Annotated in this window: 12 protein-coding genes; 4 read left to right on the top strand and 8 right to left on the bottom strand. The window is 59.2% G+C overall.

The annotated features are described in order from the left end of the window. Window positions 1–68: 68 nt before the first annotated feature. The gene (locus ACYQ6M_RS05605; RefSeq protein ID WP_023000641.1) at window positions 69–305 is read left to right on the top strand and encodes an Lrp/AsnC ligand binding domain-containing protein; all 237 of its coding nucleotides are present in this window, start codon (window positions 69–71) and stop codon (window positions 303–305) included. Window positions 306–325: 20 nt separating this feature from the next. Continuing rightward, the gene (locus ACYQ6M_RS05600; RefSeq protein WP_023000640.1) at window positions 326–733 is read left to right on the top strand and encodes a hypothetical protein; all 408 of its coding nucleotides are present in this window, start codon (window positions 326–328) and stop codon (window positions 731–733) included. Window positions 734–966: 233 nt separating this feature from the next. On the opposite strand, the gene ACYQ6M_RS05595 is transcribed toward ACYQ6M_RS05600, so the two are convergent. The 7 genes from ACYQ6M_RS05595 to ACYQ6M_RS05565 all read right to left on the bottom strand — a co-directional run bounded on the left by ACYQ6M_RS05595 (window position 967) and on the right by ACYQ6M_RS05565 (window position 9,611). After that, complete coding sequence (locus tag ACYQ6M_RS05595; protein ID WP_235814885.1) at window positions 967–2,007, bottom strand: DMT family transporter; 1,041 nt, start codon at window positions 2,005–2,007, stop codon at window positions 967–969. 232 nt (window positions 2,008–2,239) lie between these two features. Then, on the bottom strand, window positions 2,240–3,502 hold the full coding sequence (sbmA, locus tag ACYQ6M_RS05590) for a peptide antibiotic transporter SbmA (RefSeq protein WP_055655320.1): 1,263 nt from the start codon (window positions 3,500–3,502) through the stop codon (window positions 2,240–2,242). A 198-nt stretch (window positions 3,503–3,700) separates the two neighbouring features. Continuing rightward, entirely contained in the window at window positions 3,701–5,998 is a 2,298-nt protein-coding gene (locus ACYQ6M_RS05585; protein ID WP_460072603.1) for a xanthine dehydrogenase family protein molybdopterin-binding subunit, read from the bottom strand. Between the two features lie 282 nt (window positions 5,999–6,280). Further along, entirely contained in the window at window positions 6,281–7,342 is a 1,062-nt protein-coding gene (locus ACYQ6M_RS05580; protein WP_228929890.1) for a succinylglutamate desuccinylase/aspartoacylase family protein, read from the bottom strand. Further along, window positions 7,339–8,244: a 30S ribosomal protein S6--L-glutamate ligase gene (gene rimK / locus ACYQ6M_RS05575; protein WP_006932769.1), complete on the bottom strand. Its 906-nt coding sequence runs from the start codon at window positions 8,242–8,244 to the stop codon at window positions 7,339–7,341. Before rimK ends, ACYQ6M_RS05580 begins: the two co-directional genes overlap by 4 nt. A gap of 90 nt (window positions 8,245–8,334) precedes the next feature. Beyond that, the gene (locus ACYQ6M_RS05570) at window positions 8,335–8,808 is read right to left on the bottom strand and encodes an ATP-dependent zinc protease family protein (protein ID WP_208984212.1); all 474 of its coding nucleotides are present in this window, start codon (window positions 8,806–8,808) and stop codon (window positions 8,335–8,337) included. Window positions 8,809–9,023: 215 nt separating this feature from the next. After that, entirely contained in the window at window positions 9,024–9,611 is a 588-nt protein-coding gene (locus ACYQ6M_RS05565; RefSeq protein WP_062488229.1) for a VOC family protein, read from the bottom strand. 243 nt (window positions 9,612–9,854) lie between these two features. On the opposite strand from ACYQ6M_RS05565, the gene ACYQ6M_RS05560 reads away from it, so the two are divergent. Beyond that, complete coding sequence (locus tag ACYQ6M_RS05560) at window positions 9,855–10,772, top strand: DMT family transporter (protein WP_460072599.1); 918 nt, start codon at window positions 9,855–9,857, stop codon at window positions 10,770–10,772. Between the two features lie 79 nt (window positions 10,773–10,851). On the opposite strand, the gene ACYQ6M_RS05555 is transcribed toward ACYQ6M_RS05560, so the two are convergent. Continuing rightward, window positions 10,852–11,490 carry a hypothetical protein gene (locus ACYQ6M_RS05555; RefSeq protein WP_460072597.1) on the bottom strand — a complete coding sequence of 213 codons (639 nt, stop codon included), beginning with the start codon at window positions 11,488–11,490 and terminating at the stop codon, window positions 10,852–10,854. Window positions 11,491–11,627: 137 nt separating this feature from the next. Here ACYQ6M_RS05555 and ACYQ6M_RS05550 point away from each other — a divergent pair, with 137 nt between their 5' ends. After that, window positions 11,628–12,293 carry a helix-turn-helix transcriptional regulator gene (locus ACYQ6M_RS05550; protein WP_460072595.1) on the top strand — a complete coding sequence of 222 codons (666 nt, stop codon included), beginning with the start codon at window positions 11,628–11,630 and terminating at the stop codon, window positions 12,291–12,293. The last annotated feature ends 113 nt before the right edge of the window (window positions 12,294–12,406 follow it).

Genomic DNA, 12,406 nt, shown 5'->3' with positions numbered 1-12,406 from the left:
GAACAGCCCGGCTGATGGTTCAGGTGACACGTTCACCCCCTTCAAACACCAACTGCCCGGAGCGCCTCATGGTACCGTTTTTCGTGATGATCAAATGCCAGTTGGGCAAGACCTACCAGGTCGCCAATGCGATCGCCGATGCGGAAATTGCGTCCGAAGTCTACTCCACCTCCGGCGACTACGATCTTCTGGTGAAATTCTATGTCGATGACGGTTCGGACATTGGCCACTTCGTGAACGAGAAGGTCCACCCGATCGACGGCATTCAGGACACCAAAACCATCATTACCTTCAAGGCCTTCTAAACTCAGACCCGGAAATTTCCATGAAACTCATTAAAATCGCCGCCCTTTGCCTGCCCCTCGCTCTTGCTCCGATCGGCTCGACCGCGTCCGCGCAAGGCATGCCACCGGAGCAGATCAAGCAGATCCTGGACCTGACCAAGGCCAACTGGGTGTCATTCCGCGACTGGCAGGGCCAGGAGCTGATCTATTTCACCCACCTGGAATCCTGGAAGTGCGGCATCGACTATGTCTTCTACGGACTGAACGACGACCCGATTGAGCAGGAATGGCAACTGGAAGCCTGTGACCCGGACAACCAGAATGTCGTTCTGAAGGACAAGCCCTATCTGGAGCTGCCCCTGGGGTCGGCCCAGTCGATCAGCGTACAGCTGATCTTCAAGGACGGCACAAAGAGCGCTGTTGAGCGGTTCGAATACAAGTCGCAGTAAGGCCGTTTCCGGAAACCACCCGCATTCGCCGTCATTCCGGATCGGCGCAGTAAAGCTGCGCGCCGATCCGGGATCCAGCGCATCAGCGTGAGCAAAGCGAACTCTTCTCTCTTTGTGTAATGCCGCGCCTAAAGCGTGAAATAAGTCTGGTTTCCGGATCGGCGCACAGCATTGCTGTGCTTGTCCGGAATGACGGGGGGAAGACAGCGGGACGCGCCCTCTTGTCTCTCCCCCTACGAACGCGAAGGCGATGACGCCCGGCGTGCCTTTGTCCGGTCCAGCCCGAGCTTGTGCTCGCGGTAGATGACGAAAATACCGGCGGCAATCACGATCAGCGCCCCCAGCACCACTGCAGGCAAAGGCGTTTCGCTGAACACAACCCAGCCGACAATGATCGCCCACAGCATGTTGACATAGTCGAACGGGGCAATGGTGGAGGCATCCGCGAACCGGTAGCTCTGGGTCAGCAGGATCTGGCCGACACCGCCCGCAAGACCGATCAGCAGAAGCAGACCTGCCGTGGGCAGGTCCGGAATGATCCAGGCCTGACCCGGCAGCAGGAAACCAAGCGGCAGCGTGAGCAGCGACAATACGGACGACATGCCCGCAAACCAGGTAACGATTGTGGACGTGCGCTCCGTCTCGCACAGTTTGCGCACGGTGATCATGGCGAGCGCCGCAAAGCCGGCTCCAGTCAGGCCGATCAAGGCCCCGATCATCGAGTTGCTGTCCAACTCCGCGTCACCCAGATGCGGTGACAGCACAACCAGAATGCCGACAAAGCCGACACCGACTGCGCTCCAGCGGTAGACCCGCACCTTTTCGCCAAGGAGCAGAAACGCCAGCACCACGACGAAGAGCGGCGATGCAAAGCCGATCGCCGTCGCATCCGGCAAGGGCAGAAGAGACAACGCGGTGAAGCCGCAAACCATCGCCGTCAGGCCGACGGACGCCCGGGTAAGATGTCCCAGCGGGTTGGCCGTTCGAAAGGCGAGCCCCAACTCCCGGCGCATCGCCACCATGATCAGCACCGGAAACAGCCCGAAGAAATTCCGTGCGAACACAAGCTCACCGATCGGCACCGTCTCGGCGGCGATCTTGAGGGCCGTTGCCATGACGAAGAACACCATGGTGGAGGCCACTTTCAGCGATATTCCGATAAGAGGTGCCTGCCGGGTCATCCCGGTAGGCGCCGGAGGTCCGGAGAAACGGGACTTCTGGCTCAAGAACGCCATGACAACTTCCAGGCCCGGCTTTTCAAGGATCAATCCCACGGTGTACCGGTCCAAAAACCGTGGGAAGAACCAGTTCAACTGGCCCTTCGAGCGCTGCAGATCAAGAATCGTATCGCATGCTGGATGCGAGTAGGCAGGAATGAGGTGAAGGGCCGACAGTATTTGGCCAAACGAAGCTTACGGCAAGCCCGCTTTCAGGAAAAATGCCGCCCGATCAATCGACCGGGCGGCAGTTCATCGTCTGCGAAGGTTCCGTCGACGGACTTTACCCTTAGAGCTGGGCTTCTTTCTCCGTCAGCAGTTTTGCAAGTTCTTCCGGAGACATGCTCTCGCGTTCCGCAATCGAGACTTCAAAGCCCTTCAGACGTTTGTAGATGGACAGAAGTTCGATGATCGTTGTCCAGGAATTGACCAGATACTGGAACGAATTCGAGACTTGCCCGAAGGCAGTAAGAATTTGTTGCAGGATACCGTAGGTGATTGCTCCGGACACAATCGTGGGAACGAGAATGAAATAGGTGAACAGGTTATCTGCCTGGAGATAAATACCTCTCGCCAGATTGAAGTAGAGGTAGTGACGGTACAGGCGAAAATAGTTCTTTCGAACGTTGGCAAACAGTTGCGACAGCGTAATCGGCTGCGCCCTGTTTTCGTAATCCTCACCGTAGACCAGTTCCTTACGATAGGCCGCCTCGACGCGCTGGTTGTGAAACTCAAGTCCCGGCAGCTTGATACCAACAAGCGCCAGCAGACCCGTGCCGAACAGCGACCACAAGATCGCTGCCGTGAACAAAGGTGCGGGAATGGCACCGACAATCGGCAGCTCAGAGACGTAGCTGGAAAGAGACAGCAGCACGGGCAGGAAGGCGATCAGTGTCATGACCGCATCAATCATTGCCACGCCGAGCCCTTCCATGATTGCCGCAAAGCGCATCGTGTCTTCCTGAATACGCTGGGAAGCACCCTCGATATGGCGAACGTTTGCCCACTTCTCGACGTAGTAGTCGTTCATCGCCGTGCGCCAACGGAAGACATAGTGGCTCACAAAAAACCGGGTAAAGACATAAAGGACAACCTGAAACGCCACGATTTGCACGAACACAATCATGAGCGAGTAGAAGTCCCATGCCGTGACGCCGTTGTTGCCTGGCAGCGCATTCTGCAACGTATCGCCAAAAGGTCTGCGCCAGTTGTTGATCGCAACAGATACCTGCACCGAATAATAGGTGGAGAAGATGATGGCGGACGAGCCCCAGACTGACCAGATCTGCCAGCGGTGATTTTTGGCAAACACCCACCAGAAGCCACCGAAGAGGACCGTACAAATGAAATAATAGCAGTAGAACCAGAGGAACTCGGGCGAAACGAAGAACCCCGGGCCGACGATCTCTTTATGATTGGTCTCGGAAACGCCAAAACCGAGCGGACCGCTCAAGTCGTCTGCGAACCCGTACCAGAAGGCGACGGTGATTATGGTCCACAGCAAAGCCGAAGTGAAAAACAGCTTCGGTCTTGGAAAGAAGGATTGAAACAACGGGAGGATCCTATTTCTTGAAGCGGAAGGATTCGCGCCACGCACCGATGAACCGCAAGATTGCGGCAAGAACCGGATAATTCATACGTTTATTTAAAAGAAACCACAGACACAATCTTGAGAACCGGGCTTTACCGGTGTCAACTTGCGGCCTGAAAGATAAAAGGCGCCTCGAAAGGGCGCCTTTTTCAGTTTCCGTTATTTTGCGGCCTGGATGGCTTCCCACACACGAAGCGGGGTTGCCGGCATGTCGATCAGCTCGCTGACCCCTGCCCCGTCCTTCAGCGCCTTCTGCACCGCATTCATGACCGATGCACAGCCGCCGATGGTTCCGGCTTCACCCGCCCCCTTGATGCCCATGGCATTGGTGGTCGAAGGAACGTTGCGGGTCTCGAAGTGAATGTCCGGCAGGTCTGCTGCACGGATCATGCGGTAGTCGAGCAGCGAAGCCGTCAGAAGCTGGCCGTCTTCGTCGTAGATCGTCTGCTCGCACAGGGCCTGGCTGAGTGCGGAGGCCGCACCGCCATGCACCTGACCGGCCAGAAGAAGCGGGTTCACCGTGACACCGAAATCATCGACGATCACGTAGTTGACGATGGCAACGTCACCGGTATCCGGATCGATTTCCACCTCGCACACATGGGTGCCGTTCGGATAGGTCGCCTCGGTCTGGTTGACCTCTTCGCGGGCGGTCAGGGTTTCCCCGGCGCCTGCCGCAATCTCGGCTAGTGTCACCTGCTGGTCGGTTCCGACCACGCGGACCATGCCACCGTCGAGTTCAAGATCCTCGATCCCGGCCTCAAGCCGATCAGCGGCAAGCTCCTTCACCTTCTTGACCAGCGCAACGCCCGCATCGCGGACAGACGGCAGGCCGATGGGGATGGAGCGCGACCCACCCGTGCCGCCACCCTTGCGCACCCGGTCGGTGTCGCCCTGGATAACGTCGATGTCCTCGATGGAGATGCCGAACTGTTCCGCAATCACCTGGCTGTAGGCCGTTGCATGGCCCTGGCCGTTGGTTTGCGTACCGATCAGCAACGTCAACGTACCCTTGTCGTTGAGCTCAAGTGTGGCTTCCTCGCTGCCAGGGAAGGCGCAGGCCTCGATATAGGAACAGATGCCGATGCCGCGGTATTTGCCGTGCTTCGCGCTGTCGTCCTGCCGGGCCTTGAAGCCGTCCCAGTCGGCAACTTCCAGCGCCTTTTGCAGATGGCCGGAAAAATCGCCGGTGTCGTACATTCGCCCGGTCTGGGTCGTGTAAGGCAGTTGCTCAGGCTTGATGAAATTGCGCTTGCGGATCTCTACCGATCCGATACCGGTTTCCTCTCCCGCCTTCTCTATCAGGCGCTCGATCAGATAGGCAGCTTCCGGACGGCCCGCGCCACGGAAGGCATCCGTCGGCACCGTGTGCATGTAGACGCCCTCGACCTTCGCAAAGACGGCCGGAATGTCGTAGAGACCGGAGGTCATCGATGTGCCGACGAAGGGAATGAACGGGCCGAACTGGTGCAGATAGGCCCCCATGGCAGCCTTGACGTGCACCTTGAGCCCCAGGATCCGGCAGTCGGCGTCCAGCGCCAGTTCCGCGTGGGTGACATTGTCCCGGCCATGCGCATCCGTCACGAAGTGGTCCATGCGCTCACCCGTCCAGCGCACTGGCCGTCCAAGTTCGCGAGCAGCAACCATGCTCAGCGGGTATTCGCGGTAGCAGAACATCTTGGTACCGAAGCCACCACCGACTTCCGGCGTGATCACCTGCAGTTTGTCAGCTTCCAGATCCAGAATGCTGCAGATGATGTCACGCAGACCATGACCGCCCTGGGTGCCGACCGTCAGCTTGAACCGGTCGCTCGCAGCATCGAATTCGGCAACGCAACCGCGCAGCTCCATGTAGTTGGCAACGATCCGGTTGTTGACGACGTCGATGGAAACGACCTTGTCAGCCTTTTCGAAGGCAGCGTCGGTCCTGGACTGATCACCCTGACCGTAGGTGAAGGCGACGTTGGTCCCGAATTCCGGCCAGACCTTCACGGCGTCCGGTGCAAGGGCCTGCTCGATCCCGACGACAACGTCCAGCGGGTCGTAGTCGATTTCCAGCATCTCGGCGGCATTCCGGGCTGCGTTGACATCGTCCGCGACGATGAAGGCAATCGCATCGCCCACATAGCGTACTTCGTCGGAGCACAGGACAGGCTGATCGGGCGCTGCGAAATTGGAGCCGTCGATCTGCTTCGGACGCGCCCGGCAAGGCATCGTCCGGCCTTCCAGCTCGGCTCCGGTGAGCACCAGCCTGACACCGTCCATCTCACGGATCTCGTCCACATTTCCAAGGCTGATGCGCGCATGTGCCATGGCGGACCGAACGACGACCCCGTGCAGGCAGCCTTCCGGCATGTAATCGCCCGTATAGATGCCCTTGCCCGTTATGAGCGGCTCATCTTCCTTGCGGCGCAATGGGGCGCCAACACCGAACTTCGGAGTGACCATCTGGTTCATGAATCTGGACCTGCTTTTTTTGGGAAGACTTTCCCTTGGGAAATATCCACGCGCCGGGAGCGCCGGTTTTGTTCAACATAGTGCCCGAAAGCCGACGTGGCCAGAGGTTTGGACAATTCTGCTTCGCACGATTGTTTTTCCGGGCAAGCTGTGGGGGCTGAGACGGCTTGCTCATTCGGTGCCAGAGGCCCATCCATCAACACGAGCCAGCCCCTCCCCTGAAGCATGCGATAGGTGGGTGAGCTGCTGTACACGCCGAGAAACGCTAAAACCAAGCCGCCTCTAGATGATTTCGTCTTCGTCGAACAGCGGATCGGCCTCAAGCTGGGAAGCCAGGCTGTCGAGGGTCGTTTCAGCGTCGTATCGCTCGTTGAACTCGGCGATATGAAACAGCCCGTCCCCTTCGTTGACCACCGGAAGGTTGGTTCTGCCCACGATGAGCCCACCCAGTTCGGCCAGCACGTTCCGTTCCTTCTCGCCGAACGGATCAGAGGTGATGCCAAGCAGCATACCGGGTTCGACAACATCGCCGACCGATTTGAACGGTCGCAACAATCCCCCGGCCGGCGAACGGACCCAGTAGCTCGTCTTGCTGAGGATCGAGCGGGCCTTTGGCCGCGTTATGCCTTTGGCTCCCAACATTTTCAAGGACCGCATCACGCGCAAGACGCCGGAAACGCCAGCCCTGATCGCCATTTCGTCAAACCTCAGGCCTTCGCCCGCCTCGAACACCAGGACGTCGGTTCCCTTCAGTTGCGCGGCCTGTCGCAAAGATCCATCGCGCACCTTGGAAGTCAGGATGACCGGAGCGCCGAAAGCTTTGGCGAGCGCCAGCGTGTCTGCCCGTGAAGGCGAAACGCGGATCTGCGGCAGGTTGGTCCGGTGTATGGCCGCCGAATGCAGGTCGATGCCATAATCGGACCGGTTGACGATCTCGCTCATGAAAAGATGCGCCAGCCGCCCGGCCAGCGAGCCGCGCAGGCTACCGGGGAACGAGCGGTTAAGGTCACGCCGGTCGGGCAGATAGCGCGAATGGTTCAGAAAGCCGAACGCGTTGACGATCGGGATGACCATCAGCGTACCCTTCAGCTTGTCGAGCTCCTGGATTTCAAGCTGTGGCGCTTTCAGGACACGGCGTGCGATCTCCACACCGATAACCTCGTCACCATGCACCGCCGCACTGACGAACATGACCGGCCCGGGTTTGCTTCCATGCAGGACATGCACGGACATCGTCACGGGCGTGTGGTCCGACAGCACGCTGACCGGCAGATCGATCGTACGCCGGGTTCCCGGTGCGATCTTGTGGTCGCCGATCTCGAAGGCTTTCACTTTTGTGGTCAACCGCGTCCCTTGGTCTTGGTTTTGCCAACCTGGGCATTCTTGGCAATAAAGTCGATGATCTTGCCGGCAACATCAATACCCGTTGCCTTTTCAACGCCCTCCAGCCCGGGCGAGGAGTTGACCTCCATCACCACCGGGCCATGGTTGGACCGCAGCATATCGACACCGCAGACGTTCAGCCCCATGGTCTTTGCCGCGCGAATGGCGGTCGAACGTTCCTCGGGAGAAATCTTGATGGCCGCCGCGCTGCCGCCGCGGTGCAGGTTGGAACGGAATTCGCCCTCCGCACCCGTCCGCTTCATGGCCGCAATCACCTTGCCGCCAACCACCAGCGCGCGGATGTCGGTGCCGCCGGCTTCCTTGATGAATTCCTGCACCAGGATGTTCACGTTGGCACCGCGAAACGCCTCGATCACCGACTTGGCAGACCGCTCCGTATCGGCAAGAACCACACCGATGCCCTGCGTGCCTTCCAGCAGCTTGATCACCACCGGGGCACCGCCAGCGGTCGCCAGCACTTCCTCGGTCATCTTCGGATCGTGGGCGAAGGTCGTTACCGGCAGGCCGATCCCGTCGCGGGCAAGCAGCTGCATCGACCGAAGCTTGTCGCGCGACCGTCCGATGGCAACGGATTCGTTCAGCGGGTAGACGCCCATCATCTCGAACTGGCGCAACACGGCCAGACCGTAAAAAGTGACCGATGCGCCGATCCTCGGAATAACCGCGTCGAAGCCGGTCAGCTTGCTGCCGTTGTAATAGATTTCCGGCCGCCGGGAGGCGATGTTCATGTAACAGCGCAGGGTGTTGATGATTTCCAGTTCGTGACCGCGCTCCTCGGCAGCGTCCTTCAGGCGCTTGTGGGAATAGAGCTCGGGATTCCGTGCCATCATAGCAATTTTCATTGGTTCAAGTCCCTCGGTCTCAGCCTCGTTCCGACCGGTGTTGCGACACCGAATTTTCAGTGATTGTTGTTTGCCACGTAAACGCGCAGCTTAGTGTTTTGTTGCCAGCGCGGGCTTTCCCGCCAGGAAAGACCGGCCTGCATGCACCAGCACGTTGTGCCGCCTGATCGCCGTCCGGCCGAGGATCATGTCGAACCCCATGTTCGACCTGTCCGCCAGCGACACATCCACATGCCAGTGATGTTTTCCAAGATGAAGTAACGTCCGGATGACAATGCGCCGCTCGGGAACACCGCTGGTGTTCTTGATGTTGCGCTCGTCCAGAACCGGAACCTCCGCCCGGAAATCGCTGTGATGACGCGAGGCAGGCACCCGGAAACGTACCCAGGTCCGGCCGTCGCGTTCGAACACTTCCTGTTCTTCGGCATGGAGCGCCGAGGTGCGTGCGCCGGTGTCGATCTTGGCACGCATATCGAAAACGCCCAGTTCGGGAAGGCTCACGATTTCACGCCAGCCGATGATATCGGCAGCGGCCAAGGGACGCCCCTTCTTAGCCATTGTCATTCAAAAAAACCCTGGAGCCCCCTTGCTGGGGCCTTTCCCAAACGACCTTGTTAACCGAGCATTGCATGGCCCGCCGGAGAGCGCAACTGAGGTTGCGGTCCGGTCTGAAAACAAGATTTCGGACGCAGCTCATCATCATGATTCACATCGGCGCGCAAGCAAATTTGCGAGCGAGTGCAAAGAACGTCTGGCAGGTGCAACACCCGAATGACGCCCTACCGCTTGTACGGGTTCTTCGGGCGCCGGTCGTCAGACAGGCTGCGCCTCGTTTCGCGCGTCAATTGCTCGATGGCATCGGCAAGATGGACTTCCTGAATGTTGTAGTCACCCCGCGCCACCCGGATCTTGTGTGCTTCCAGCATGACCTCGCCCATGGCCACGCCTTCCGGTGGCACGAAGCGATAGCTGGCCAGTTCGATCAGCAGCCCGAGCGGGTCACGGAAATAGATGGAATCCATGAAGCCGCGATCCTTCGGACCGCTGTGCGATATGCCGCGTGCATCAAGCCGCTCGGCAATCTGCCGAAAGGTTGCCTGCGATACGGCAAGTGCCAGGTGATGAACGCAGCCGATTGTCTGGGGAGCCGGCTCCGGGTCCGGTTTTCGGTCTTCGTTGGTGAAGATCGTGATGAGACGGCCGTCGCCCGGATCGAAATAGAGATGGCTCTGGTTTTCATCGTCCAGATTGGGCTGCTCGAACACGAAAGGCATTCCCAGCAGCCCTTCCCAGAAATCGATGGAAGTCTGCCTGTCGGCCCCGACAAGAGTGATGTGATGCACGCCCTGCGTCTGGATTTTTTCCATGGAAGTCCTCCCCGTTAGGCGCAGTTTAAATTGCATCTGCTGGCGATGGCAAACTGCCGCCCTCTTTCCTTCTCGGCGAAAAGCGCTAAGCTTGTTTCAACTGCAACAAACAGCCTTATCCGAGTCTTGCCTGTGCTCCGGCCCCAATGCGCCGCCGCATCCGCATACCCTCCGGCAAGGATTCACGATGGACATGCCCACCCAACAGCCGGAGCCTTCCGAGGCAACCGTCTTCGGCGCAAGGTGACCAGCCTGACGGAGAACCTGCCGTCGAACACCATCGGCGCGCTCTGGATCCTTCTGGCCGCCTTTCTGTTCTCGATCATGGTCACCCTGATCAAGCTGCTCGGCAAGGACCTGACGGTGTTCCAGATCCTGGTGATCCGCCAGGGCATCATGCTTGCCATCGTTGCCCCGAAGATCCTCAGCGGATTGCCGACCTCCCTGGCAACAAAACGTCCCGGACTTCAGCTGACCCGTATCGTGGTTGCCGCGACCGCCATGCTCTGCGGCTTCACGGCCGTCATCGAACTGCCGTTGGCCGATGCCACGGCAATCAGCTTCTCCAAGACGTTCTTCCTTACGATCTTCGCCATCTGGTTGCTGGGAGAAACGGTCGGTGTGCACCGCTGGGGTGCCACCATCGTCGGTTTTCTTGGGGTTGTTCTGATGCTTCGCCCGCAAGGCGATGGGCTGATCGATCCCTTTGCGCTGCTCGCCATTGCCGGAGCGGCCTGCGCCGGCCTGGTGATGATTGTCGTCCGCCTGCTGACGCGCACCGATCCCCCGGTCACCATCCTGACCTACCAGGCTTTCGGCGTCGGGCTGATCATGATCATCCCCGCCATCCTGACCTGGCAGAGCCCGACCCTGGCACAATGGGGAATTCTGCTTGGGATCGGCATCGTGTCCTGGGCAGCCCAGATGGCCAATATCCAGGCATTCCGCGCCGGCGAAGCCACCGCAATTGCCTCGCTGGACTACACCAGGCTGCTCTATGCCACCGTTTTCGGCGCCCTGGTTTTCCACCAGTGGCCGCGCGTGGAAACACTGGTAGGCGCTGCCGTCATCATCGCCGCGTCGATCTACACGGTCCGCCGCGAGGCCAAACGCGGCCAGAAACTGGCCAGGGCCTCGGACGGACGCGGGTACAATAGCTAGAGCAGCAGGCGATAATGTTGCCTGCCGGCTCAGGCAATAAGGTCGCCTGCCGGCTCAGGTAAAAAGGTTGCCTGCCGGCTTAGGCAAGCACGTGCCAGAAATCCAGATCGACGCTGGCAGGATCAAACAGGTTCAATAGCGGCGCACAGGCCGCGTTCGACACGTAGCCTCCGCAGATCTCCCTGGCAGCACCTTCCGTTTCCACAAAGCAGATCTCCGAATAGGTATCCTCCCCTGCCCGCGCCATCAGATGCGCCCTGGTTTCCGGCAAGGGGGCAAGATACTCCCTCTCGATCCGTCCGGACGCAGCCATCAGCGCCTCTTCTGAAAAGCGGCCGTCGTCCCTGGGACGAAACGTACCGAATTCGATGGCGGAAAATCCGTTCGGCACCGCCGCGAGGTCTTCCATCAGACGGTTGAGACACAGGCGAATGCTGCCGGGCTCCAGCAGTTCCATGAATGCCCTTGAGCTTGTTGCCTGCATATGCGCCTCGGACATGGCTGCGAAACTGGCCTCGTCCCTTGCCAGAATTGCATCGGCATAACCGCCTGTTGCATTGCCTAAAAAGCAGTGAAAGGCGATGCCCGGCTGGTTGCTCAGGAACTCCTTCTGCCACAGGCGGGCGGCCGCTATCAGTTCCGGCGCACCAACGCCTTGTTTCGCCTCGTAGCGGGCAAACCCCATCACTTTCATCGGTCCCAGTTCTTTTCGCAGCATGAGATGTCCTTCCGTGTTTCTGCTGCCAGCTCTATAGAAGAGGTCAGAGACAGTTTCTGTCAGGGGGATGCGTCTATGGTCGCCAGTAACTGGACCGCAGCGAGCGCCTTGCAGAAACCTGCCGGAGACCAAACCCCATGCGAACCATCAGGCTGTTTTCCATCCTGGATACCCTGCGCAGCCGCAGAGGCGCCGTTCCGGCCGCCATGCTTGCGGAGCTGCTGGGCGTGACGGAACGCACCATTTATCGGGACATGGCCACGCTTAAGGCGATGGGCGCTCCCATTCGCGGTGAAGGCGGTGTCGGCTACGTTCTTGAACGCGGCTATTTTCTGCCGCCAATGCAGTTCGATCCGGACGAGCTGGATGTCATCCTGCTCGGCATTCGCATGGTCAAGGCACGTGGCGACAAAACCATGAGCGAAACGGCCGAGCGGGTGCTCGGCAAGCTTGGAGCAGTTCTGTCCGAAGGCGAACGCTCGCTGAACCGTCCGTTGCTTGCGGTCGGCAAGGCCTCCTCGGCACAAGGACATGACGCCCTGTCTCCGCTGCGCGATGCCATCCGCAAACGGCGCAAGGTGCAACTCGGCTACAGCGACCTGCAAGACCGCGTCAGTGAACGCCTCACCCGCCCGCTGGGACTGACCGCCTTCGAAAGTGTCTGGGTGCTGACTGCGTGGTGCGAAGTACGGAACGGCTTCCGGAATTTCCGGCTCGATCGCATCAAGTCATTTGCGATCACCGACACACGGTTTCCGAAGGAGCCGGGCAAGGAATTTCAGGACTATTTGAAGACACTGTGAAGCAATCACGCCGCTCCGTTGCAACGGGTTTATGCGACAGCAGTGTGACTGCTTGTCAGGTGGAAACCCGCTCTGCGTGACATGAAAATTGTGTCGGTTTAGACAGAAAGCGT

The sequence above is a fragment of the Roseibium sp. ROS1 genome, from assembly GCF_054658215.1.
This window is presented reverse-complemented; position numbering and strand designations above follow the sequence as displayed.

Bases quoted from the DNA above. Each gene is read 5' to 3' on its own strand.
- ACYQ6M_RS05550 (WP_460072595.1), top strand. From the start codon at position 11,628: ATGCGAACCATCAGGCTGTTTTCCATCCTGGATACCCTGCGCAGCCGC.
- ACYQ6M_RS05570 (WP_208984212.1), bottom strand. From the start codon at position 8,808: ATGACAATGGCTAAGAAGGGGCGTCCCTTGGCCGCTGCCGATATCATC.
- rimK (WP_006932769.1), bottom strand. From the start codon at position 8,244: ATGAAAATTGCTATGATGGCACGGAATCCCGAGCTCTATTCCCACAAG.
- ACYQ6M_RS05585 (WP_460072603.1), bottom strand. From the start codon at position 5,998: ATGAACCAGATGGTCACTCCGAAGTTCGGTGTTGGCGCCCCATTGCGC.
- ACYQ6M_RS05565 (WP_062488229.1), bottom strand. From the start codon at position 9,611: ATGGAAAAAATCCAGACGCAGGGCGTGCATCACATCACTCTTGTCGGG.
- ACYQ6M_RS05555 (WP_460072597.1), bottom strand. From the start codon at position 11,490: ATGCTGCGAAAAGAACTGGGACCGATGAAAGTGATGGGGTTTGCCCGC.
- ACYQ6M_RS05600 (WP_023000640.1), top strand. From the start codon at position 326: ATGAAACTCATTAAAATCGCCGCCCTTTGCCTGCCCCTCGCTCTTGCT.
- ACYQ6M_RS05605 (WP_023000641.1), top strand. From the start codon at position 69: ATGGTACCGTTTTTCGTGATGATCAAATGCCAGTTGGGCAAGACCTAC.